Source organism: Aeromonas sp. Marseille-Q7275, assembly GCF_965119515.1.
Map to the genome: position 1 here is coordinate 81204 of NZ_CBCPLW010000006.1, position 25037 is coordinate 106240.

Here is a 25037-nt window from a genome sequence, read left to right on the forward strand (position 1 = left end):
AGTACTCACGCAACTCCATGAAAAGGGCCGTCGGAAAGCGACTAAATGTGAGTGAAAACACTTTCACAGTTCGCAAAAAAAGCGAAGATGGGTTGAAAACAGCCCCAACAGAGCAGAGGTAGATATGTTGCTAGAACCCGTAGACACAGCCAAAGCACGGCAACTATTGAATCAGAGTATGGCCTTGGTGCTCGCAGGGGGACGCGGTAGTCGCCTGAAGCAGTTGACCGACAATCGCGCCAAGCCTGCCGTCCATTTCGGCGGCAAGTTCCGCATCATCGATTTCGTGCTTTCCAACTGCATCAACTCCGGCATTCGCCGGGTGGGTGTGGTCACCCAGTACAAGTCCCACAGCCTGCTGCGCCACCTGCAATCCGGCTGGTCCTTCCTGCGCTATCAGATGAACGAGTTCATCGATCTGCTGCCCGCCCAGCAGCGGGTGGACGAGGTGCACTGGTATCGCGGAACCGCCGATGCCATCTACCAGAACGTCGACATCATTCGTGACTACGGCCCCAAATACATAGTGGTGCTGGCGGGGGATCACATCTACAAGATGGACTACGCCGCCATGTTGCTCGATCACGTGCGCCTCGGCGCCAAGGTGACGGTGGCCTGCATCGAGGTACCGCGTGCGGAGGCGTCCGCCTTCGGGGTCATGGACATCGACGAGCAGCGCAAGATCCGCGCCTTCGTGGAGAAGCCGGCCAATCCGCCCGCCATGCCGGGCAATGACCAGGTCTCCCTGGCCTCCATGGGGATCTACATCTTCGATGCGGAATACCTCTATCAGCTGCTGGAGGAGGACATCCACAACCAGGAGTCCAAGCACGACTTCGGCATGGACGTGATCCCGCGTATCGTGGGAGAGGGCAAGGCCTTTGCCCACCCCTTCACCATCTCCTGCGTCGGAGCCAAGGAGGGGCAAAAGCCCTACTGGCGCGACGTGGGAACCCTGGACTCCTTCTGGGAGGCGAACATGGATCTCGCCTCCGTGGTGCCCGAGCTCGACATCTATGACGAGAACTGGCCCATCTGGACCAGCCAGAACATGTCGCCCCCCGCCAAGTTCGTGCAGGACAGAAACGGCCAGCACGGCATGACCATCAACTCCATGTTCGCGGGCGGCTCCATCGTCAGCGGCTCCTTCGTGCTGAACTCGGTGCTCTTCACCAATGTGCGGGTGCACTCCTTCTGCACCCTGGATCAGGCGGTGATCTTCCCCGGGGTCGAAGTGGGGGCGGGCTGCCGCCTGCGCCGGGTGGTGGTGGACAAGGGCTGCAAGCTGCCCGATGGCCTGGTGGTGGGGGAGAACGCGGACGAGGATGCCCGTCGCTTCTACCGCTCCGAGCAGGGCATAGTGCTGGTGACCAAGGAGATGCTGGCCAAGCTCGCCTGATGAGATCGAGACCAACAAAAAGGGAGCCTTGAAGGCTCCCTTTTTCATGCGGTCATCGCAGACTTATTCGCTGACGATGGCCTTGCCGGCCATCACCATGGCGGTGCCGTGCTTGCCACCGGCGGCGGTCACCTGGGGCACGCCGTCTTCGTCGGTGTCACCACCGGCGCCGTCGATGACGTTCTCGCCGGAGTCGCCCACCCACTCGGCCATCTGCATGCCGCCGTTGACGGTGCCACGGAACCAGCTGACGTACTGGCCGGTCAGCTTGGCCAGCTCCAGCTCGGGTGCCTTCTCGGCCCCTTCGTTGCGCAGGTTCAGCATGGCAGAGCGCAGGGCGCCGGAGATGGCGGCCTGGGTCCAGGGGGTGTATTCACCCTGCTTGCCCGCCAGCCATGTGCCCGCCTTGGCATTGAAGTAGGCCTTGTCGGTGGCGATGAGGAGATCCCGTGCGGCAGTGCGGTACTTGGCATCCGAGGTGGCTAGGAAGGCGGCGGTCAGGCCACGGATGGCAGCAAACTGCGCCTCCATGGATTGACCGGCGTCCAGCGCCCCGCCCAGGGTCAGGCCGTCGTGGACCAGGCCGTTCTTGCCCACCAGCTTGCCGAGGATGAAGTCAGCCTGCTTGCGTACCAGCTCGAGCGCCTGTTGACCCTGCTTGGTCTTGAGGTTCAGCTCGCCATTGTCACCGGCGGCGTAGCCGACCGGCAGGGCATCCTGGGCGCGCTGGAAGATCTGCAGGGCGACCAGGGCGTAGGCGGCGTCGAAGGTGGTGACGTGAGTGCCCTGCTTGCCCCCTTGCCAGCTGTCCACCAGGGTACCGGCCTTGGGCTCGAAGTGCAGGGCGGCCAGGTTCTTGAAGGTCAGGTTGGAGAGATTCAGCGCCAGGGAGAAGGCATCGCTGCCCGCCACCGCCTTGCCCAGATCATTGGCCTTGTTGGCGGCCGGCGCGGCGGCGAAGGGGGCGCCGTCAAACACGGCGTGGAAGGCCGGGTTCTGGTTGGTGTTGGCCGTGCGCTGATCGCTGAAGGCGTAGAACTCGGAGAGGGGCCACAGCAGCATCCAGGCGTCGCGCAGCTGGGCGGAGCCGTCCACCACCTCCAGCTTGCCGATGGCGCCGACCTCATTCTTGCTGGTCTCGGTCACTTTCACCTGATGGGGGAAGTAGACAACCCCCTTGGCCGGATCGTACTGGGGGCTGATCTTGGCGCCGAGCTGCTTGCCGTCGAAGCCGAGCTGGTTCTGCATGATGGCCAGCTTGTCGATGGACTGCTCGGTCAGCATCATGCCGTTGAAGCCGTCGGCGGCGGAGACGCCGAGCTTGTGCTTGCCATCCTGATCCATGGTGGCGGACGCGGCTTCCACCTCTTCATCGCTCTCGGCCACGTGCATGCCGCCGAGGAAGTCCTGGGACCACATCACTTCCTTGAGCAGGATGCCGCCCACGGCCGCCGGCACCAGCAGGTTGTCACTGCCGCTCCAGCGCAGGGTGGCGTAGTCGCGGAAGTAGGCCGGCACCTGGGTCTTGACCGCTTTTTCCGTGCCCTTGGCGGTCTTGATGGTGAGCTGATCGCCGTTGACCGGGGCGGCGTTCACCGCCTGGGCGAACTCCGGATTGGCGGAGGCGTAGGGCAGGGAGAGGGGATACATGCCCTGGGGCACTTCATCGGCCGGGAAGCCGACGGCGTCGGCCATGGCCAGCACCCGCTTGCCAAGGTCGGCCAGGGTGCCGCCACGGGCCAGGTTCTGCGGCCCGTTCACCAGGTGCGGACCCATGCCGGACTGGTAGTTGAGGGCGTACATCGCCTCTTCGGAATACTCGTAGGATTCGATGCCGGCGGCGAAGTCGAAGGGGGTCGGCTCATCGGCGCGGTTGGCGTCCAGCACGTCCAGATCCAGCCCCAGGGCCTCGGCCAGCGGCTCGCCGGAGAGTTCGAATTCGGTATAGGCCAGCATGCTGGCGGCGGTGTTGAAGGTCTTGTCTTCCACCTTGACGGCAGCGTGCGCGGCGCTGCTGAGCAGTGCACAGGCGATCGCCTGCACCAGTACGGTCTTTCTCATGTCCTTTTCACCCATATGTTTGATTTTATTATGACGCTTCTCATGAATCTAAATGAGAATGGTGTGCATTATGAGGCAAGGGAGGGGACTTTAGAAGCGAAAAACCGCGCCCGGGTCCCGGGAAGAGGAGGGGCGCGGCGGCAGGGGTTACATCAGCTTGAAGGGGATCACCAGGCGACCCGGCTCCACCTTGAGGGCCTCGACCTTCTCCTTGATACGCGCCTCGTTCTTGCGGCTGCCATCGAGCCGATAGACGGGGGTCTGGGAGAGGAAGAGGGAGAGGGACTGGTTGAAGGTGGGCAGCAGCGGGGTGAGGGCGGCGCCCACGTCGGCCGGCTCTGTCTTGACCGAGATGAGTTCGAGGTCACGCAGGTAGATGGCGCCCTGCTCCGCCACATAGTCCGGGCGGGCGCTGAGGGAGAGGCGGATCTTCATCTGCTGGCTGCCAAGGGGGCTCGCCACCTGCAGATCGCCGGCGGCATCAAGCTCGACCCTGTCGGTCTGGTTGCGACCGATGCGACTCTCCATGTCGTCCAGGCGGATCTTGCTCGACATGATGCCGGGGATCCCCAGCTGTTTCTCGAAGGCGACTCGCTCCTTGAGGTACTGGTTGATCTCGCCCTCGCTGACGCTGTACTGGGTGAGGGAGCAGGCCGCCAGCAGCAGGGCGAAGGGGAGCAGAAGCAGGTGCTTTAACATGGGAAGGTTCCATCAAATGGGTGGCAACAACGGATGGCGCCATCTTAGGGGCAAAGCGGGTCGGCCGCCAGTGGGGGCTCCCTCGTCCCGTTTCTGTCGCATCCCCCATATGGGGATGGCAATTCGTGTTCATTCGAGTAGCGTTGTCATCCCCTGCGCCAGCAGGCCCGCCACGGCGCCATGGCACCAATATCCACAGAAAAGCCCCTGTTTTATCGACTCAAAATCCCATTGACCCCGTGATTTCAAAGCGAGTATTTTACCGCCGCACAAAGTCAAACTGATAATCATTATCATTTTGAATCTTCTTTGAGGGTGTAACGTGAATACTCGAGTAATGGAAAATGGCGCACCTGCCGAGGCGAAGATGTCGCCTGATTTCTTGTTTACCTCGGGTCAGGGCACGATCAGTGCCACTGACCTGGGCCAGCCCATCACCACCCCCGCCTGTGAATGGCCTTTGCTAGAACAGCAGATTGCCGACGCGCTGGTTGCCGCCAGGGCCGCCGGCCAGGCCAATCCCTTGCTGATCGGCGCCTTCGCCTTCGACCCGGCGGAAGCCTCCTGTCTCTATGTGCCCGGCCGCTATGAGCGGGGCGATCGTCCTGTCCCGTTGGCACAGGCGGCAGAGCAGGCCGCCGAGACCAACAGTGTCATCTCGGTGCAGAGCACCCCGGCGTCTGGCGAATTCCAGGCCTCGGTGAGTGCTGCGCTGGATGCGTTCGCCCAAGGCAAGCTCGCCAAGGTGGTGTTGTCACGCAAGTTGACGCTCACCCTGCATCAGCCCGCCGACCCTAAGCGGGTGCTGGCCCGCCTGATGGCCCAGAATCCCCACGCCTTCCACTTCTCCCTGCCGCTCGGTCAGGGCCGCCGCCTGCTCGGCGCCAGCCCCGAGCTGCTGCTGCGGGTCAGCGGGGGAGAGGTGTTCACCCACCCGCTGGCGGGCTCCGCCAGACGGGCGAGCGAACCGGCGCAGGACGAGGCGGTGGCCCGGGAGCTGCTGGCCTCTCGCAAGGATCAGCATGAACACAAGTTGGTGATCGACGAGATCCGCCGGGTGCTGACGCCCCACTGCCGCGAGCTGGCGATCCCCTCCCACCCTTCCTTGATGAGCACGGACACCCTCTGGCATCTGGGCACCCCCATAGCGGGACAGCTGCACGGCAGCGATGCTTCAGTGCTGTCGCTTGCCTGCCAGCTCCATCCCACCCCGGCCCTGTGCGGTTATCCCACGGATCTGGCCCGCGAGTTCATCCGCGAGCAGGAGCCCTTCCGGCGCGCCCTGTTCAGCGGCATCGTCGGCTGGTGTGACAGCCAGGGCAACGGCGAGTGGGCCGTGGTGATCCGCTGCGGCGTGCTCGATGGCCACCAGGTGGAGCTGTTCGCCGGCGCCGGCATCGTCGCGGGCTCGGATCCCGCCATGGAGTGGGCCGAGACCGGCACCAAGCTGGGCACCATGCTCAAGGCCCTTGGCCTGGATTTGGAGGTGGCGCAATGAGCCAACGTCAATACCTGGGCTGGCCGAGCGGGCAGCCGAATCTGAAAGCCCTGGGCCTGAGTCCGGAGGTGGCGCAATGACTCGATCCAACCGCTTCCTGCCCTATACCCGCTGGCCCGAAGAGCTGGCCCAGCACTACCGAGCCAAGGGTTACTGGCGCGGCGAGCCCCTGACCGCCATGCTGGCGCGTCAGTGCGAGCTGGCCCCCGATGCCGAGGCCATTCTCTGCGGCGATCGTCGCTTCAGCTATGGCGAGCTGGACGCCGCCTCGAGCCGGCTGGCCGCAAATCTGGCCCGCCACGGCCTGGAGGTGGGGGATACCGCCTTGGTGCAGCTCCCCAACGTGGCCGAGTTCTATCTGGTGTTCTTCGCCCTGCTCAAGGCCGGCATCGCGCCGGTCAACGCGCTCTTTAGCCACAACCGGCTGGAGCTCCTCTCTTATGCCGAGCAGATCACACCGCGCCTCTTTATCGGCTCGCTGGCTCATCCGCTGTTTGCGAGCAAGGGTCGCGAGAGCGAGCTGCTGACAGCCATCGGCGCCGAACTGGTGCTGCTGGATGGTGATGGGGGGGAGCTGGGGCTGACCCGCTGGTTGGCGAAGCAGGATGAGAGTGAGCCGGTGACATTTGCCCCGACCCCGGCGGACGAGGTGGCCTTCTTCCAGCTCTCCGGCGGCAGCACAGGCACTCCCAAGCTCATCCCGCGCACTCACGATGACTATCTCTACAGCGTGCGTCGCAGCGTTGATCTCTGCGGCCTCGGCCCCCACACCCGCTATCTGTGCGCCCTGCCGGCGCCCCACAACTTCCCCCTGAGCTCCCCCGGGGCGCTCGGGGTGTTCGAGGCGGGCGGCGCCGTGGTGCTCGCCCCCGATCCCAGCCCCATCAGCTGTTTCCCGCTGATCGCCCGCCACCGGGTCAACCTCACCTCGCTGGTGCCGCCGGCGGTCTCCCTCTGGCTGCAGGCCGCGGAAGCGGATCCCACTGCGCGCACTCGGCTCGAGAGTCTCGACTTGCTGCAGGTGGGCGGCGCCAAGCTGGGAGAGGCGGTAGCCAGCAAGATTGGGCCGCTGCTCGGCTGCCGGCTGCAGCAGGTGTTCGGCATGGCGGAGGGGCTGGTCAACTACACCCGGCTGGACGACCCCGACGAGAAGGTCATTCACACCCAGGGCCGCCCCATGAGCCCGGACGACGAGGTGCGCATCCTCGATGAGGCGGGCAACCCGGTTGCCCCCGGCCAGCCTGGCGCCCTGCACACCCGCGGCCCCTACACCTTCCGCGGCTACTACCAGAGCCCGGCCCACAACGTCCGGGTGTTCGATGCCGAGGGCTTCTACTGCTCCGGCGATCTGGTGGTACAGGATGCCGAGGGCTACCTCACCGTGGTGGGGCGGCAGAAGGATCAGATCAACAGAGGCGGCGAGAAGATCGCGGCGGAAGAGGTGGAAAACCAGCTGCTGCACCACCCGGCCATCACTCATGCGGCCCTGGTCTCCATGCCCGACAGCGCCATGGGTGAGAAGAGCTGCGCCTTTATCGTCACCACAGAGCCGGGTCTCAAGGCGCTGGCCTTGCGCAAGTTTCTGCGCGAGCGCGGAGTGGCGGACTTCAAGCTGCCCGACCGTTTCGAAACCCTGGACGCCCTGCCCATGACGGCGGTGGGCAAGATTGACAAGCAGGGGCTGCGGGCGCGTATCGCTCATCTCATCGCTGCCAGCAATCCCCTGACAACAGCATAAAACTAAAAGGAATCATGACGTTATGGCTATCCCAACCCTGAACAACTACGCCATGCCAAGCCAGTGGAAGGCCAACAAGGTCGACTGGACCCTGGATCCCAAACGCGCCGCCCTGCTGATCCACGACATGCAGGAGTACTTCACCGCCTTCTACGGCGAGAACAGCCCGCTGATCGCGGCGCTCACCGAGCGCCTGGCCGCCGTGCGCAAGCAGTGCAAGGCCCTCGGCATTCCGGTCTTCTACACCGCCCAGCCCAAGGATCAATCCCCCGAAGATCGCGCCCTGCTCAACGACATGTGGGGCCCGGGTCTCAACAAGCGGCCCGAACAGCAGCAGGTGGTGGCAGCACTCTGCCCAGAGCGGGACGACACCGTGCTGGTCAAGTGGCGCTACAGCGCCTTCCAGCGCTCCGAGCTCGAGCAGATGCTCAAGGAGCTGGGACGGGATCAGCTGATCATCGGCGGCATCTACGGCCATATCGGCTGCATGATGACCGCCTGCGACGCCTTCATGCGCGACATCCAGCCCTTCTTCCTGGCGGACGGGGTGGCAGACTTCTCCCTGGCCGACCACCAGATGGCGCTCGACTACGTGGCGACCCGCTGCGGCAAGGTGATCCCCTGCGAGGAGGTGCTGGCCCTTGCTCCGGCTTCCGCTTCTGCAGCCCAGAGCAATCCGTTGTCCACCCATCCGCTGCTGACGTACGAGGGGCTCAAGGCGCGGCTGCTGAGCCATATCGACGAGGAGGAAGGGAAGTTTGACCCCGACGAGAACCTCATCGACTACGGTCTGGATTCGGTGCGGATCATGGCCCTGCTCACCGAGTGGCGCGCCGCCGGGGTGGAGCTCGGCTTCGTGGACTTGGCCAAGCTGCCGACCCTCAACGGTTGGTGGCGCCTGATCGAGAAGAAGCTGGCCGAGCAAAAAACGCTGGAGGTGACCCCATGAACCGCTTCCCCTTGACCATCCCCCAGCAGGGGCTATGGTCCGGTCATCTGCTGAACGACGACAAGGCGATGTTCAACACCGCCGAGTGCATCGCCTTCGACGGCAAGGTCGAGGCGGCCATGCTGGCCGCAGCCCTCGCCAAGGCGGTGGGGGAGTGCGAGGCGCTCAAGGGTCACTTCGAAGACGATAAGGAGACGGTCTGCTTCGTCTCGCACGAGCTGCCCCTGGCCTATGAAGAGGTCTCCCTCGAGCGCGACGACGAGACGCTGGCCCGCGCCTGGGCCTGGGCCGATCTGCGCCGCCCGTTCGAGCTGACCAAAGAGGCGCCCTGCCGCTTCGCCCTGCTGCGCGGCCCCGGCCGCGATTATCTCTACAGCTGCGTGCACCACATCGCCCTCGACGGCTTTGGCACCACCCTGCTGTTCCAGCGCATCGCCGAGCTCTATGCAGAGGGACTGGCCGGTGAGATGGACTCCCCATCCCCCTTCGGCTCTCTGGCTGAGGTGCTGGCGGAAGAGGCGAGCCGCGAGCAGAGCGGCAAGAACGCCGCCGCCCGCGCCTTCTGGCAGGAGCAGCTGCAAGGCTGGCCAGAGGTGAAGTCCTTTGGCGAGACCCGCGCCCCCATTGCCGCCGAATTTATCCGCGAGAGCCGCCCGCTGCCGGCGGCGCTCTGGCAATCCCTGACCGGCTTTGCCGACGAGCACAAGCTGGGCTGGCCCGATCTGCTGCTGGCCGGCCTCTCGGCACAGCTGTCGCTTTCGAGCGGCCAGAGTCAGACCCTGCTCGGCCTGATGATGATGAACCGCATCGGCTCGGCCTCCCTGACCGTGCCCTGCATGCAGATGAACATCACCCCCCTTGCTCTGGAGCTCGAAGAGGGGTTGGATCTGGCGGGAGCCGCCGGCGCCGTGGCCAAGGCCAAGCGCGGGGTGCGCAAGCACCAGCACTACCGCTACGAGCTGCTGCGCCGCGACCTCGGCCTGGTGGGGGGCGACAAGCGCCTGTTCGGCCCCCTGGTCAACATCATGCCGTTCGATCACGCTCGCCGCTTCGGGCCGCTATCTGCCCATATTCTCAACATCAGTGCCGGCCCGGTGGAGGATCTCACCATCGAAGTGCAGGTCGGCGTCGATGGCCAGCCCAGGCTGGATCTGGACGCCAACCCCGGCTGCTACCAGCAGGGGGATCTGGCCGCCATCGCCGATACCCTGTTTGCCCTGCTGGAACACTGGCTGGCCGAGCCCGCCCAGACCCTGGGTGCGCTCAAGGCCGACTGGCTGGCCGAGCAGCGAGCCAGCGCCCTGATCGCCGGCCCCACCCATGAAGTGATCAAGGCACGGCCGGTGCTGGAGGCGCTCTGCCACTTCGCCGCCCAGACCCCGGACAAGGTTGCGCTGGAGCAGGGAGAGGCCCGCTTCAGCTACGAGGCGCTGCTGGCCAGATCCGAGCAGATGGCGGCGGCCCTGCAAGCCGCAGGCGTCGCCCCCGGCGACAAGGTGGGGGTCATGCTGGCCCGCACCCCCCAGGCCATCTTCGCCCAGCTGGCGGTGCTGCTGACGGGCGCCGTCTACGTGCCGCTCGACCCCGAGCAGCCGCTGGAGCGCCAGGGCCATATTCTGCGGCTGGGGGAGGTCAAGACCCTGATCACCCAGGCCGAGTACCGTCACAAGCTGGCCAGCCTGTTTGAGGGGCGCACCCTGCTGGCGGGGGATCTGGTGAGCGATAACCGCTTGAACCAACCGGCCGCCGGCCGCGCCGTCGCCTACCTGATGTTCACCTCGGGTTCGACCGGCCTGCCCAAGGGGGTGGCAGTGAGCCACGGCGCGCTGGATCACTTCGCCGCCGCCGCCCGCTGCCGTTATCGCCTAGATGAAGAGGCGCGGATGCTGCAATTCGCCCCCTTCAACTTCGACGCCAGCATCGAGGAGGTGTTCGCCACCCTGAGCGCCGGTGCGACCCTGGTGCTGCGCACCGACGCCCTGCTCGAATCCATGCCCGCCTTTGCGGCCGGGGTGGAGCAGATGGGGATCACCCACCTCGACCTGCCCACCGCGTTCTGGAACGAGTGGGTAGTGGCGCTGACGGCGGGTCAGGCCCAGATACCTTCCGGGCTGGCCACCGTTATCATCGGCGGCGAGGCGGTCTACCCCGAGCAGCTGGCCCAGTGGCAGCGCCAGGGCCGCTCCGATGTGCGCCTCTTCAACACCTACGGCCCCACCGAAACGACCGTGGTGGTGACCACCCAGGAGCTGCAGCAGGAAGATCCGAGCCAGGCCCAGTTGCCCATCGGCCTGCCGCTGCCCGGCATGCAGGCGCTTATCCTGGGGGCGGGGGAGCAACCCGCCAGCGAGGGGGAGCTGGTGCTGCTCGGCCCGCAGCTGGCCAACGGTTATGTGGGGGGCGTACAAGGGAGCTTTGGCACCCTGCGGATCGGTGAGGAGAATGTGCCCGTCTATCGCACCGGCGATCGGGTGCGTTTGGTGGCCGGCCGGCTGGTCTACCTCGGCCGGCGCGACAACGAATTCAAGATAAGTGGCTATCGCATCCAGCCCGGCGAGGTGGAGGCCCAGCTGCTGGCCCTGCCCGGGGTGGACGAGGCCTGTGTGCAGGGGGTGAGCATCGGCAGCGTGCGCCGGCTGGTGGCCTTCGTGGCGGGGCCGGAGCGCGACAGCCGGGTCATCAAGGCGCAGCTCGCCAGGGTGCTGCCTGCCGCCATGATCCCCACCGATTATCGCCACTATGACCAGCTGCCCCGCACCGGCTCCAACAAGCTGGATCGCAAGGCCCTGCTGGCCGCCTACCAGGCGGGCGGCGAAGCCCTGACCCTGGGCAGCGAGACCGAGAACCGGGTCGGCACCATCTGGCAGCAGATCCTGGGGCTCGCCACCATGGCGCCCGCCGACAACTTCTTCGAACTGGGGGGCCAGTCCCTGCAGACCATCCAGATAGTCAACCGGCTCGGCGCCGAGTTCGGGGTGCAGGTCAAGGTCTCCGACGTGTTCGATCACCCGCGGCTGGATGATTTCTGCTGTTTCCTCGACGGCCTGCTTGCCGAGGACGAAGAGAGCGTGGAGATGGTGTGGTGATGAGCAAGGAGCAACAAGCAATGGCCTTTGATTTCACTGGCAAGCGGGTCTGGGTGACCGGAGCCGGGCGCGGCATCGGCCGCGAGGTGGCAACGCAGTTCGTGGCGGCCGGCGCCTGTGTGGTGGGGCTGGATCTGGCGTTTCCCGAAGCCGACTACCCCTATGCCACCCGGCTGCTCGATATTGGCGACTCGAAGGCGGTCAACGCCTGCTGCGCAGCGCTGCTGGCGGACGGCGGGCTCGATGTGCTGGTGAACGGGGCCGGGGTGCTGCGCCTCGGCCCCACCGACGCCCTGAGCGATGACGACTGGCACGACTGCATGACGGTCAACGCCAGCGGCGTCTTCTACCTGCTGCGGGCCCTGGTGCCCCACTTCAAGGGGCAGCGGCGCGGCGCCATCGTCACCATAGGCTCCAACGCCGCCCATGTGCCGCGCATGCAGATGGCGGCCTATTGCGCCTCCAAGGCGGCGGTTACCAGCCTGACCCAGACGGTGGGGCTGGAGCTGGCCCCCTTCGGCGTGCGCGCCAACCTGGTGTCGCCGGGCTCGACGGATACCCCCATGCTGCGGGGCATGCTGCCAAGCGAGGAGGCCATGGCCCGCACCATTGCCGGGCTGCCGGAGCAGTTCAAGCTCGGCATCCCCCTGCGCAAGGTCGCCACCCCGGCGGAGATCGCCCATACCGTCCTCTTCCTGGCCTCGGATCTGGCCAGCCACATCACGCTGCAGGATCTGGTCGTCGACGGCGGCGCCACCCTGAGTGCCTGAGGCTTGAGAAACAGATGAACAATATGATTTTGCTGTTGAAACAGCTGGAACGGCAGGGCGTCAAGCTGGCGCTGAACGACAAGGGCCAGCTTATCTCCCAGTCGAGCAAGGAGGCGGTGACACCGGCCATCGGCGCCACCATCAAGGCCCACAAGGATGAGCTGGTGCGCTGCCTGGCGGCCCGGGCCGCCTTCGAGGCGCCCATTCTTGCGCAACGTGATGCCGAGGGCGCCCGGCAGGGGCCGCTCTCCTCGTCCCAGAGCGGGCTCTGGTTTATCGAGCAGTACGAGGAAGCCTCCCACCTCTACAACATGCCGGTCTATTTTCGCGTCAAGGGAGAGCTGGACACGGCGGCGCTGGAGTTTGCCTTCGATCACCTGTTTGCCCGCCATCCCAGCATGCGCACCCGCTTCATCAAGGACGAGGCGGGCAGGGGGGCCCAGGAGATCCTACCCCACGCCCCCTTCAAGCTGCATATCGAGGACGTGAGCGCAGAGCCCGCTGCCGAGCGGGAGGCCTATGTGGCCCGCCGGGTGCGGGAAGAGATCGGCCGCCCCTTCTCCCTGACCCGGGGGGATCTGAGCCGGGTGCACCTGATCCGGCTGGGCAGCCGCGAGCACGTGCTGCTGATCACCCAGCACCACATCATCTCCGACGGCTGGTCGGTCAAGAACATGTTCGCGGATCTCAAACGCGCCTTTCTTGCGCATCAGAACCGCGAGCCCCTGCAGCTGAGCGAGCTACCGCTCACCTACATCGACTATGCCCGCTGGTTCAACTCACCACGTTTTCTCGATTATCACGCCGAGTTCAAGCCGTTCTGGGTCGACCGGCTCGGTGGCAGCCCCGAGGTGCACGGTCTGCCGCTCGACAAGCCGCGCCCGGCCCATCAGGCCAGCGGCGGCGAGCTGGTCTTCTCCACCATCGACAACGAGTTGTGGGATAGCTTCAAGCGTCTGTGCCAGCGCCACAGCACCTCCAATTTCATCGGTCTGCACGCCCTGTTTGCCTTGCTGATGGTGCGCCAGAGCGGCGAGAAGGAGGTGGTGATCGGCACCCCGCTCGCCTATCGCGAGCGCCACGAGATCGAGTCCCTGGTGGGCTTTTTCGTCAACACCCTGGTGCTGAGAACCCAGCTGGAAGGGCGGCCCAGCTTTTTCGACTACCTGCAGCAGTGCCGGGAGGAGGATCTGGCGGCCTTCGATCACCAGCTCTACCGCTTCGAGGCGCTGGCCGAGGCCATCGGCGCCGATCGCACCACCGCCATCAACCCCATCTTCCAGATCATGCTGGTCTATCAGGCCAAGGTGGACTTCAACGATCTCATCCCCGGCTGCCAGCTGGTGGAGGAGACCTCGCCTGTGCTGCCGGCCAAGACCGACATCTCGGTCAAGGTGACCGAGCTGATGGACTCCGTCAGGGTGGACTGGCTGTTTGCCACCGCCCTGTTCGAGCGAGAGACCATCCAGGCTCTTGCCGATCGCCTGCTGCACCTGATGCGCGCCGTGGTGGCGGCCCCCGAGACCGACATCTGGCAGCTACCGCTGGAGGCGGGCACCGACCAGGCCGCGCTCGCCGCCGAACTTGCCGAGCTGCCGCAGGACTACCCGAGCCGCGACACCCTGCTCTGTCATATCGAGCGGCGGGCAACGCAGTGCCCAGGCGCGCTGGCGGTCAGCGACGGCGCGCAATCGTTGACCTATGGCGAGCTGGAGGTACGTGCCAACTGGCTGGCCCACTGGCTGCTGGCTCAGGGGGTCACCCCGGGCGCCGCCATCGGCATCCAGGCCAGACGCGATGTGGCCTTCGTCATCGCCCTGCTCGCCTGCTGGAAGGCGGGGGCGGCCTATGTGCCGCTCGACCCTGCCTATCCCGCCGAGCGGCTGGCCCATATCCTCGGCGATGCATCCATCAGCCTGGTGCTGGGTGGCGTGCCGGATGGGCGCCTTGGCGAGGCGCTGGCGGGCACGACGGCCGCGTATCACGATCTGCACGGGCTTGCGTTGGACAAGATGCCAACCAGCACGCCTGCACTGCCTCGGGACGCCGCCATGCTGGCCCAGATCATCTACACCTCCGGCAGCACCGGTTTGCCCAAGGGGGTCATGGTGGAGCAGGGCAGCCTGGTCAACCTGATGGCGGATCACGGCGATCGCATCGCCCTTGATCAGAATGGTGCCATGTTCAACTGCATGTCCCTCTCCTTTGATGCGGGCAACATGACCAGCTTGCTGCCCCTGTACTGCGGCGCGGCCCTGCACTTCGGCGAGCCGGGCGAGGGGGTGATCGACGCCGCCATCGCTTGCGGTGCCAGCCATATGATTTTGCCGACCGCCCTGCTCGCGAACCTGCTGCCACCGGCGGATCTCGGCTCCCTCAAGGCCATCGGCTTTGGCGGCGAGGCGTGCCCGAGCAGCCTGGTGGAGCGTTGGGGAGAGCGGGTGGCACTGTTCAACATGTACGGCCCGACCGAGTGCACCGTCACCGCGCTCTGCGCGCGGCTCACCCCGGGGGCGCCCATCACCATAGGTCGACCCGTCAACAACCTGAAGGCGCTGATCCTGGACGAGGCGGGCAACCTCTGTCCGGTGGGGGTCCCCGGCGAGCTCTGCCTGGCGGGGCTGGGGCTGGCCCGCGGCTACCTCAATCTGCCGGAGCGTACCCAGGAGGCCTTCGTCGAGCTGGCGCTGGCTGATCGTACCCATCGCCTCTATCGCACCGGCGATCGGGCCCTGCTGCGCCGCGATGGCAACATCCAGTATCTGGGCCGGATTGACGAACAGATCAAGCTGCGCGGCTATCGCATCGAGCCGGGGGAGATAGAGACCCGGCTTGCCGAATTGTGTCCGGCCATCCGTCAGATCAAGGTGGTGGTGCAGGAGGGTCGTCTGCTCGCGTACGCCTGTCTGCAGGCCGGGGAAAACGAGCCCGACGGCGATGCCCTGCTGCAGCGGGCTGGCGAGTGCCTGCCCGAATACATGGTGCCTGCGCGCCTCTGCTGGCTGCCCGAGATGCCGCTCACCCCCAACGGCAAGCTGGACTTGCGCCGCCTGCCCGCCATCGTCTGGCAGCAGAGCAAGGGCGAGCCGCAAAACGAACTGGAGCAGACCGTGCTCGCCATCTGGCAAGGGGTGCTCAAGCAGCCCCTCGGGGTGGAGGATGACTTCTTCCGCTTAGGCGGTGACTCCATCCTCAGCATCCAGCTCACCACCAGGCTGCGGGATGCGGGACTGCACTGCAGCGTGAAGGACGTGTTCGAAGCCAAGACGGTGCGCCGCCTCTGCCGCCAGCTCGGCCAGCAGCAGGTGGTCAGCCACAGGAGCGAGCAGGGCAGCCTGACCGGCGAGTTCCCGCTCCACCCCATCCAGCACTGGTTCTTCGAGCAGGGCTTTGCCAGGCCAGGTCACTGGAACCAGGGGGTGATCCTGCGCCTGCCAGCCGGGGTGGAAGACGAGGCCCTGCGCGGCTGGCTGGATGCCTTGCGCCAGCACCACGATGCCCTGCGCCTGGCGGTGACTCCGACCGGCCAGCGCTATCTGGCCGAACTGCCATTGCCGCCGCTGCCGATCCTGGATGCCGGCAGCCTGGATGAGGCCGGGCTGCAGGCCCGCCTGACCGAGCTGCAGGGGGATCTCGACCCCGCCAGCGGCCACACCCTGGCCTGGGCTCGCCTGCGCAATTTGACGGTGGACGGGGAGACAGTGGAGGGGATCTTCCTCGCCTTCCATCATCTGGTCATCGATGCGGTTTCCTGGCGCATTCTGGCCGAGGATCTCGCTCGGGTGAGCAGGGGCGAGCCGCTGCCCGCCAAGGGCAGTAGCTATCGCCAGTGGGGCGAGGGGCTCGCGGCCTACGCCAAACGGGAAGAGGAGCAGATGGGCTTCTGGCTGGCTCAGGGGGAGGGCTGCGACTCAGGCTTGCTCTCGGCGCAACGTGCCGCCGATGGCCGCGCCGCCGCCAGCCTGCTGCAACTGAGTCAGGAGACCACGGCCCGCCTCATCGACACCGCCAACCAGGCCTACTTCACTCGGGTGCCCGACCTGCTGCTGGCGGCCCTGACCCGTACCCTGAGCGAGCAGGGTTACGGCAGCCGTCACTGCGTGATGCTGGAAGGACACGGCCGTGAGGCCATCGATGCCGAACTCGACGTGAGCCGTACCCTGGGCTGGTTCACCAGCACCTACCCGCTGGCGCTGGCAGATGCCAGGGAGTGGGAGGCGCTGGTCTGCGCCACCAAGGAGCGGCTGCGCGCCGTGCCGGACAAGGGGGTGGGCTTCAACGCCCTGCGGCTGCACCACCCTCGTGGCTGGGCACTGCCCCAGGCCCTGGTGGTCTTCAACTACCTGGGGGTCAGCCATCAGGGGGAGGCCGCTCAGCCCTGGCAGCCCCTGCCCGTGGCGCCGGGGGCTCCCTCTTCGCCGGACAACCTGCCGCGCGAGCTCATCAGCCTGCACGGGGGCGTGTTTGATGGCCGCCTCACCCTGCGCCAGGTGGGCGCCCTCAACCAGCAAGGGAGCGACGCCCTGATGGCGCGGCTGGCGGAGAACCTGACGGCGCTGGTGGAGCACTGCTGCACCCGGGCGGCCCCGCGCCACACCCCGAGCGACTTCCCGGGGCTGGGACTCTCCCAAGCTGCGCTGGACCAGGTGCTGGCCGGGCGCGAGGTGGAGACCCTGCTGCCCATGACGTCGCTTCAGCAGAGCATGTTCCATCACAGGGCGCTGCTGCCCGGTGACACGGCCTATCACCTGCAGACCGAGATCGACTATCACCAGCCGCTGGACGTGGCGGTCTACCGTCAGGCCTGGCAGGGGCAGATCGCCCGCTGGCCGGCCCTTCGCAGCGAACTGGTGCTGGCGGACGGGGTCGCGCTGCAGCGCATCATGAAGCGCGCCGAGCTGCCATTCCACTATGAGGACTTGTCTGAGGTGGAAAATGCAGAGGCACGGATCCAGGCCTATCGCCAGCAGGATCTGGCCCGCCCGATCCCGCTCGAGCAGGCCCCTCTGCTGCGCCTTGCCTGCTTCAAACTGGCCCCCGATCACCACAAGGTTGTCTTCAGCGCCCATCACGGCGTGCTGGATGGCTGGAGCGGCCCGGTGTTGCTGGGGGCGCTGCATCGCGGCTATCAGGCGTTGATGAACGGCCTGTTGCCGCAGCGCGATCCGGATACCGCCTGGCTCGAATTTGGCCGCCATATCGCGAGCCAGACCCGCAGCGCCGACGCCTACTGGCAGGGGCGTGGCGAGCTGCTGGCCAGGCCCAACGATCTGTCCGCCCTGTTCGGGGTGGCGCTGGATCCCCAGCTGACCCGGCGCCATACCCAGCATCGGCCTGCGGTGTGCGGCCAGCCCCTGGCACCGGCGCTGTCGCGCCAGCTGGAGAGCCGTGCCCGCGATCTTGGCGTGACAGCGGGCCTGTTGGCCCAATATGCCTGGCATCGCCTGCTGGCACGCCGCTCTGGCGATGCCGTCACCCTGGTGGGGAACGTGACCCCGGGCCGGGACTACCCCATCGAGGGGATCACCCAGAGCGTCGGTCTCTACATCAACAGCCTGCCCCTGGCCCTGGCGTGGTGCACCGAGCTGAGCCTGGCCGAGCATATCGCCCGGCTGCAGATGGACCTGATGGCCCTCAACGAGCACGGCACCCAGTCGCTGGCGGCGCTGACGAAAGGGCGGGCGCGTCTCTTCCAGAGCCTGTTCGTGTTCGAGAACTACCCCATGCCGGCGGCCCCTGCCGCCCCCGAACCCCACCAGCTGGTGCCGCGCTTTGGCGCCGTGGTGGAGAAGGTGGAGCTGCCGCTCTCCCTGGTGGTCAATGCCCGTGGCGGCCAGCTCAACCTGCGCCTCGAGTTCGACGGGGATCAGATCCCCATGGCGAAGGCCGAGGCCGTGCTGGCCGACTGGATCAGAGAGCTGGAATGGCTGGCTCAGGCGAGTCTGGCGCAATCGGCCAGACCTGAGGCGCCGAGTCTGACGACAGAGGTGACCGCGCCCGCCGCAGGGGCTGAGCCCTGCCTGGCTGACATCCCTGTGGCGGCCCGCTCCCTGGTGGAACTGTGGCAGCGTCATTGCGGTGTGCCAGGGGTCTGGCAGCAGAGCCTGCAGGATCTTGGGGTGGACTCGGTGCAGCAGCTCGCCCTGCTGGCGGCCCTCAATGAGGTCTTTGCCGATGGGCGGGTCCCCCTCACCCTGGGGGATCTCAAGACATATTGCTCCCCCAGCCGGCTGTTCAACCATTGGCTGGTGCGCCAGCCCGAGGAGGTGCTATGACGATGGCGATAGGCTCAGGCAAGGGGGCGGGCGCCGGGGCCAGGGAGCACTCCCTCGGCTCTCGGCTGGCGGCTTGCCTCACCGCCACCCCGCTGGCCCCCGCCCTTCGCCTGGGCGTGGGCATGAGTGTGGAAATGGCAGAGACCCGTGACGGTGCAACCGCAGGGCAGTGGCTCAGCTACGGGGCGCTCAATGGGCGGGTCGAGCACGTCGCCGCCCGCCTGCAGGGGCTGGCGGTGGGAGAGCGGGTCGGCCTCTATCTCTCCCGCAGCCCGGATCTGGTAGCCAGCCTGCTGGCCTGCCTGCGGCTCGGCCTCTGCTTCGTGCCGCTCGAACCTGACTTTCCCCTGGAGCGGCTGCAGGGGATAGCCCGCCAGGCCAGGCTCTCGGCGGTGATCTGCGATGAGGAGGCGGGGACCCCGGATTTCGGTTGCCCCCTGCGGCCCCTCAAGGGGCCGGCCCCCGGCGGGGCTCTCTCCTGGCCCAGGGTGGACGACGCCCTGGCGGCCTACATGATGTTCACCTCGGGCTCCACCGGCGAGCCCAAGGGGGTGGTCATCAGCCGCCGGGCCCTGCTCTGTTTCCTCGACGGGATCCGCGAGCGGCTCGGATTATCACCCAACTGCCACTGGCTCTTTATCACCACCCCGGCCTTCGACATCTCCTTGCTGGAGATGCTGGGGCCGCTCTGGGGCGGTGGCAGGCTGACGGTGGCGGGGGGCGAGCACAACAAGGATCCCCTGGGGATGCTGGCGCTGCTGGCGGCAGATCCTTCCATCAACGTCCTGCAGGCGACCCCGGCCTGCTGGCGCATGCTGCTCAAGGCCGGCTGGCAGGGGGGCGATACCCTCACCGCCCTGTGCGGCGGCGAGGCGCTGGATATGGGGCTGGCCGAGCAGCTTTGCGCTCGCACCCGGCGGTTGTGGAACTGTTACGGGCCCACCGAGGCCACCGTCTGGTCCCTGGTGAGTGAGGTGCGCTGGCCACCGGCAGGGGGGCAGATCACCATAGGCCACAGCCTGCCCGGCTATCGCCACTGGGTGCTGGACGAGATGGGGCGGCAGGTGCAGGAAGGGGAGGTCGGTGAGCTCTGCATCGAGAGCCCGGCCCTGTGCGAGGGGTACTGGCGCAAGCCCGCTCTGACGGCGACCGCCTTCCTGCGCCTGGGGAGCCATCGCCTCTATCGCACCGGCGATAGGGTGCGACTGCTTGGGGCGGACAGCTTCCTCTATCTGGGGCGGCGGGACGATCAAGTCAAGCTGCGGGGCTTTCGCATCGAACTCGGGGAGGTGGAGGCGGGCCTGCGCCGTCAACCCGGGGTGCAGGAGGCGGCGGTGCGTCTGGTGGGCGAGGGGGACGAGGCCATGCTGGTGGGCTATGTGGAGGCGAAAAGCGGGGTGACCCTCCATCGCCTGGCCCTGCGCAAGGGGCTGCAGGCCACGCTCCCTCACTACATGGTCCCGGCGCGACTTATCCTGCTGGATGCCCTGCCCAAGACCGGCAGCGGAAAACTGGATAGAAAGGCGCTGCCCCTGCCGGAGTAGGCGTACTGCCGAGCCATGGATAACAAGAAGCCCGCATCAAGCGGGCTTCTTGTTGGCAGTCAACCGAGATGGGGATCAGTGCGCGATGGGGGCCGCGTCCGGCTTGGTGAGCAGCTGCTCGACGTCGTCGATCACCTTGAGGGCCGCCTGGGGGCCGCCGGTGGAGGTCCAGAGCGACCCGTCCACGGCACCGAAGCGCTTGCCCTTGATGGCGCCAAGCTGCTGGAAGGCCGGGGTCTGCTCGGCCTGCTTCATGGCATCCACCGCATCGCCGCTGGTGCTCAGGGTGCCGACCACCAGCCAGTCACCGTCCAGCAGGTTGAGGGATTCGAGGCTCAGCGCCGGGGAGTGGGGGCTCTTGTCGCCGATCTGGTGGGCAGGGCGAGCCAGCCCCATCTCGGTGACCACGCTGCTGGCGAAGGTACCGCCGTGCATGTAGCTAGGCCCCTTGGGGTTCCAGCGCACTATGCTCACCTGCTCCCCCTGGTGCTTGGCGAGCTTGCTGCGGGCCTCTGTCAGGCGGGCGTCATACCGGGCGAGGAAGGCCTTGGCCTCGGCCTCCTTGTTCATCACATTGGCGCTGCGGTTGAACACGGTTTTCCAGGGCTCGCCCCAGTTGCCGGTGACGACTGTGGGGGCTATCTCCTTGAGCAGGGCCAGGAGTTCGGGCTTGGTCTGGCCGGTGAGGATGAGGTCGGGCTCCAGATCGATGAGTTTCTCCAGATTGGGGTTGTCCAGATCCCCGACCACCTGGATCTCCTTGCCCGCCATGTCCAGCAGATAGCGGGGCAGGGTGGACTGGCCGCGGCCGTTGACTGTACCGACCGGTTGCACCCCCAGGGTGAGGGCGCTGTCGAGATCGAGCTCGCTCAGCACCACGACCCGCCGGGGCGCATCGGGGACAGTGTGGGTCTGGCCGTTGGCATCGAGCACCTGGCGGGTGCCTGCCTGGGCCTGAAAGCCGACCAGACTGGCCAGCATGAGCGCGGCGGCCAGGGGGGAGAAGATCTTCATGGTTACATCCTTAATGGGTGAAATCGGCGGCACGCTTGGCCCATGCAGGGCGGCCCCTGTTGGTCGTGCCTGCCAGCCTGAAACCGGGGTCCAAATGGGCGGGGACATGCTATCACAGAAGCGCAAGTGAGAAACATTGTCATTTGTATTTGTGGTGTCTGCCCTTGGGGTTTTGTTACCATGAGGCGCCATTGCGAGGAGCCCAGATGCCCCCCTTATCCCCTCTCACCGCCTTCCTTTTGCAACGGGATCACCTGTTGCTGCCGGGAACGCCCCCCTTGACCCTGCATCGCATCTGCTTCGATGCCGCCGCCTTTACCCCCGCCTGCTTCGCGGCCCACGACATGGCGCTGCCCGCCAGCCTGGAGCGTGCGGCCCCCAAGCGGCTGGGGGAGTTTCTGGCCGGTAGGCTGGCGGCCCGCGAGGCCCTGCGCCCCTTTGGCCTTGCGGGGAATGGGGTGGCCATCGGGAGCGCCCGGGAGCCCCTCTGGCCTGCGGGAATGGAGGGGAGCATCAGCCACAGCCAGCTGGCGGGGCAGGGGGTGGCGCTGTGCGGGGTGCGCCCCGCAGAGGGGGATGGGGCTGGATCTGGAGGCCTGGCTGGGGCCGGAGCAGGGGAGTCAGCTCTGGCCCGGCATAGTCGATGAGGATGAGTGGGGGCGACTGGAGGGCGGGGCCCGCGCGCTCGGGCTGGACAGGGCCGGAGGGCTGACCCTGGTGTTTTCCGCCAAGGAGAGCCTGTTCAAGGCGCTCCATCCCAGGGTGGGGCGCTACTTCGACTTTCTCGATGCCCGCTGGCTGGGGATGACGGCCCAGAGCCTCACCCTGGAGCTGAAGGTCCCGCTGACGCCGACCCTGCCGGCCGGCTGGCGCTGCACCCTGCGCTGGCAGCCGCTGCCAGGGGGCGTGCTCACCACCCTGCTGCTGTGAGCGGCGCCCGGGCTCTCGCGCCACGCCACTGCCCAGACAAAGAAACCGCCATCAGGCGGTTTCTTGCTATCCGGCTCAGGCCGACTGTGCATGGTCGACGCGCCTGCGGGGCACTATGACGGGGGCTCCGTCGCCGGGGGCGTGCAGTATGTCCACGTCGGTCTGGTAGAGCCGATCGATGAGGGACTTGGTCACCACCTCCCGGGCCGGGCCCATGGCCTGGATGCCGCCGTCCCCCAGGGCAATCAGCTCGTCGCAGTAGCGGGCGGCGGTGGCGAGATCATGGATGACGATGAGCACCGTCTTGCCCTCGGCGGCGACCCTGTGGATGGCCTCCATCACCTCGGTCTGGTGGCCTATGTCCAGGGCGCTGGTGGGCTCGTCCAGCAAGATGAGATCCGCATCCTGGGCCAGCACCATGGCGAGCCAGACCCGCTGGGCCTGGCCGCCGGAGAGGGAGCTGGCGCTCTGCTGCCAGATGGCATCGAGCTGCATCCGCTCCCTGGCCCAGCCCACCATGCGGGCGTCCTCCTCGCTCCACTGGGTGAACCAGCCCTGATGGGGATGGCGGCCATACTGCACCAGCTGCTCGACCCGGATGCCGGGCGGCACCAGGGGGCGTTGGGGCAGGTAGGCCAGCTCCCGGGCCAGGGCCTTCATGCCATAGCTCCCCAGGGGCTTGCCCTTGAGCAGTATCTCCCCGGACTGGGGCTGCTCCTGGCCCGCCAGCAGTTTGAGCAGGGTGGACTTGCCGCCCCCGTTGGGGCCGACGATACCCACCAGCTTGCCCTGGGGGATGGAGAGGGAGATCTCCTTGAAGATGGCCTTGTGCTGATAGCTGAAATGGAGTCGATTCACGGTGAGCGTCATCAGGCGGCCCTCGGTCTGTCTTGGAAATGGATGAAGGGCATGGTCAGTCCGCCCGTTGTCTGTCTTTGATCAGGATGAACAGCAGCAGCAGGCCGCCGAGAATGCGGGTCATGATGCCGGTGGCCACCTCGTGGGGGCTGGCCAGCACCCGAACCAGGGTGTCGCTGGCGAGCAGCATCAGGGCGCCGCACAGGGCCGCAATCCAGAGCGGCACTATGCGATCCCGGGAGAGCCAGGAGGCGAGTATGGGGGCCGCCATGGCGATGAAGACCACGGGGCCGCCGATGGCGGTGCCAAGGGCCGCGACTATGATGGCCTGGGCCAGTACCCCGAGCTGCACCCGGTTCACGTTCACCCCCAGGGTTTTGGCGGTGACGGGGCCGAGGCGCAGCACGCCGAGGGCGCGGGAGAGATAGACGACCCAGGGGCAGACCAGCAGGATCAGTATCCCCACCGGCAGCACCGTGCCGTAGCCCTGGCCGACGAAGTTGCCCATGTTCCAGAGATAAAGGCTGGTGAGGTGCACCAGGGACTGGGTGGACATGGCGAACTGGCCGATGGCGTTCATCAGCTCGGAGACGCCGATGCCGATCACCACGAACAGGTAGCCCTGCTCCCCCGGCTTGTTGCACAGGGCGTAGAGCACGGCGGCGGCAAACAGGGCGCCGAAGGGGGCGGCCCACCAGGGCCAGCTGCCGAGGGTCAGGTAGAGGGAGAAGATGATGATGGCAAGGGACGCCCCCTCGTTGACCCCTATCATGTCCGGGGTGGCGAGGCGGTTGCGGACCAGGGTCTGCACCAGGCAGCCGGAGAGGCCCATGGCGGCGCCGGCCACCAGCACGGCGACGATGCGCGGCAGCCGGATCTTGAACACTGTCACCTGGTCGAGCCGACTCCCCTCTCCAAGCAGTGTCTGGATCACCCCCGGCATGGTGATCTTGCCTGAGCCCAGGGTCAGGGCCAGCAGGGAGAGCAGGGTGAGGGCGAGCACCAGCGCCAGGGTGACGAGCCAGGCGCGGCGCTCCAGCAGCAGGGTGCGGCGGCCGAGGCGCAAGAGCAGGGTGCCGGTGGGGAGTGGGGTCCCGGGCAGGGAGCCCGGCAGGGTGTCATTCATGGGATTGTTCATGGGAGGGCACCTTATTTGACGGCCAGCAGGGAGCGAAAGCCGCCGCTGCGCACCACCAGGATGAGCACGGGGGCGCCGATCAGCGCCAGAATGACGCCGTTGGGCAGCTCGAACGGCTGCAGCAGCCAGCGCGCCAGTATGTCGGCACCGAGCAGGAACAGCACCCCGAACAGGGCGGAGAAGCGCACCTGGATGGCCAGGCGCACCGGCTCCACCAGGCGGGCGCAGTAGGCGGCCAGGAAGCCGACGAAGCCGATGGGCCCGGCGATGGCGATGGCGCAGGCGGTGAACAGGGTGGCGGCGAGCAGCACGCCGATGCGCACCCGGGTCGGCCGGATGCCGAGGGCCTGGGCCTGGTTGTCCCCCATCTGCATCAGGGTGAGCTGGCGGCAGAGCGCCAGGGTCAGCAGCAGGGCGGCCAGCGCGAAGGGGGTGACCGTCAGCACGGACTCCAGGCTGGAGGCGGCAAGGGATCCTAAGTTCCAGAAGCGGAACTGCTCCAGCACCACCCGGTTGGAGAGCAGCAGGAAGTTGGAGAGGCCGCCGAAGGTGGCGGAGAGGGCAACCCCCACCAGGATGAGCTTGAGGGGGTTGGAGCGCCCCACCATGAGGCCGAGGCCGAGCACGATGAGGTTGCCAAGCAGGGCCCCCATACCGGACCAGAGCAGGTAACCGTAGGCGGATTCGACGCCAAACCAGGTGAGGCCGATCACCAGGGCGAAGACGGCGCCAGCGTTGACCCCGAGCAGGCCGGGCTCGGCCAGGGGGTTGCGGGTGGCGCTCTGCAGCATGGAGGCGGCGAGCGCGAGACAGACCCCCACCACCAGGGCCGCCAGGGTGCGGGGCAGGCGCAGGGTATTGACTATCATGGCGAGTTTTTCATCGGCCAGGAAGGCGGGATCGCCCATCAGGAAACCGGCGACCTCGCGGCCACCATAGACACCGGCACCTGTGGCCAGTGACAGAGAAATCAGCAGTAAGAGGAGCAGCACTCCGAGCCAGAACAGCTGTGCTTGGTATCTGAGCACGCAACAACTCCTTTGATACGGGGCAGTAGAAACGCAAAAAGGGAGCCCCG

Annotated in this window: 14 protein-coding genes and 1 pseudogene; 9 read left to right on the forward strand and 6 right to left on the reverse strand. The window is 66.7% G+C overall.

Translation table 11 applies throughout. From position 1 onward, the window contains the following. Positions 1-124: 124 nt before the first annotated feature. Positions 125-1399 (forward strand): glucose-1-phosphate adenylyltransferase, encoded by a 1275-nt coding sequence (glgC, locus tag ACWPWQ_RS07700; RefSeq protein WP_025326674.1) that lies wholly within the window; start codon positions 125-127, stop codon positions 1397-1399. 63 nt (positions 1400-1462) lie between these two features. Here glgC and ACWPWQ_RS07705 read toward each other — a convergent pair whose 3' ends face one another. Together ACWPWQ_RS07705 and ACWPWQ_RS07710 are read right to left on the reverse strand one after the other, a co-directional pair. Then, positions 1463-3460 carry a hypothetical protein gene (locus tag ACWPWQ_RS07705; RefSeq protein WP_454009472.1) on the reverse strand — a complete coding sequence of 666 codons (1998 nt, stop codon included), beginning with the start codon at positions 3458-3460 and terminating at the stop codon, positions 1463-1465. A gap of 147 nt (positions 3461-3607) precedes the next feature. Beyond that, entirely contained in the window at positions 3608-4159 is a 552-nt protein-coding gene (locus ACWPWQ_RS07710) for a lipoprotein (RefSeq protein ID WP_247626665.1), read from the reverse strand. Positions 4160-4481: 322 nt separating this feature from the next. Here ACWPWQ_RS07710 and ACWPWQ_RS07715 point away from each other — a divergent pair, with 322 nt between their 5' ends. The 7 genes from ACWPWQ_RS07715 (at position 4482) to ACWPWQ_RS07745 (ending at position 20019) form a co-directional block, all read left to right on the forward strand. Then, positions 4482-5657 (forward strand): isochorismate synthase, encoded by a 1176-nt coding sequence (locus ACWPWQ_RS07715; protein ID WP_454009473.1) that lies wholly within the window; start codon positions 4482-4484, stop codon positions 5655-5657. 76 nt (positions 5658-5733) lie between these two features. Next, complete coding sequence (gene amoE / locus ACWPWQ_RS07720) at positions 5734-7395, forward strand: amonabactin biosynthesis (2,3-dihydroxybenzoyl)adenylate synthase AmoE (protein ID WP_454009474.1); 1662 nt, start codon at positions 5734-5736, stop codon at positions 7393-7395. 22 nt (positions 7396-7417) lie between these two features. Beyond that, on the forward strand, positions 7418-8344 hold the full coding sequence (gene amoB, locus ACWPWQ_RS07725) for an amonabactin biosynthesis bifunctional protein AmoB (RefSeq protein ID WP_454009475.1): 927 nt from the start codon (positions 7418-7420) through the stop codon (positions 8342-8344). Then, a complete protein-coding gene (gene amoF, locus ACWPWQ_RS07730) occupies positions 8341-11430 on the forward strand; it encodes an amonabactin biosynthesis non-ribosomal peptide synthetase AmoF (RefSeq protein ID WP_454009476.1) in 3090 nt (1029 codons plus the stop codon). The genes amoB and amoF overlap by 4 nt, the downstream gene beginning before the upstream one ends. A gap of 20 nt (positions 11431-11450) precedes the next feature. Then, positions 11451-12200, forward strand: coding sequence for an amonabactin biosynthesis protein AmoA (gene amoA, locus ACWPWQ_RS07735; RefSeq protein WP_268030618.1), 750 nt, complete (start codon positions 11451-11453; stop codon positions 12198-12200). Between the two features lie 14 nt (positions 12201-12214). Beyond that, on the forward strand, positions 12215-18475 hold the full coding sequence (gene amoG / locus ACWPWQ_RS07740; protein WP_454009477.1) for an amonabactin biosynthesis non-ribosomal peptide synthetase AmoG: 6261 nt from the start codon (positions 12215-12217) through the stop codon (positions 18473-18475). Then, a complete protein-coding gene (locus ACWPWQ_RS07745; RefSeq protein ID WP_454009478.1) occupies positions 18472-20019 on the forward strand; it encodes an amino acid adenylation domain-containing protein in 1548 nt (515 codons plus the stop codon). The genes amoG and ACWPWQ_RS07745 overlap by 4 nt, the downstream gene beginning before the upstream one ends. A 75-nt stretch (positions 20020-20094) precedes the next feature. Here the strand turns inward: ACWPWQ_RS07745 and ACWPWQ_RS07750 are convergent, their stop codons facing one another. Next, positions 20095-21033: an ABC transporter substrate-binding protein gene (locus ACWPWQ_RS07750; RefSeq protein ID WP_454009479.1), complete on the reverse strand. Its 939-nt coding sequence runs from the start codon at positions 21031-21033 to the stop codon at positions 20095-20097. Between the two features lie 206 nt (positions 21034-21239). Between ACWPWQ_RS07750 and ACWPWQ_RS07755 the strand changes: the two are divergent. Further along, positions 21240-21963, forward strand: a pseudogene (locus tag ACWPWQ_RS07755) (4'-phosphopantetheinyl transferase family protein). A gap of 75 nt (positions 21964-22038) precedes the next feature. On the opposite strand, the gene ACWPWQ_RS07760 reads toward ACWPWQ_RS07755, so the two are convergent. Genes ACWPWQ_RS07760 through ACWPWQ_RS07770 form a run of 3 tightly spaced genes read right to left on the reverse strand, consistent with a single transcriptional unit; the run spans position 22039 to position 24987 of the window. After that, positions 22039-22833, reverse strand: a complete 795-nt coding sequence (locus ACWPWQ_RS07760; RefSeq protein WP_454009480.1) for an amonabactin ABC transporter ATP-binding protein — start codon at positions 22831-22833, stop codon at positions 22039-22041. Between the two features lie 43 nt (positions 22834-22876). After that, positions 22877-23959, reverse strand: a complete 1083-nt coding sequence (locus ACWPWQ_RS07765; RefSeq protein ID WP_454009481.1) for an amonabactin ABC transporter permease subunit 1 — start codon at positions 23957-23959, stop codon at positions 22877-22879. Positions 23960-23970: 11 nt separating this feature from the next. Further along, the gene (locus tag ACWPWQ_RS07770; protein ID WP_043132296.1) at positions 23971-24987 is read right to left on the reverse strand and encodes an amonabactin ABC transporter permease subunit 2; all 1017 of its coding nucleotides are present in this window, start codon (positions 24985-24987) and stop codon (positions 23971-23973) included. Positions 24988-25037 lie beyond the last annotated feature (50 nt).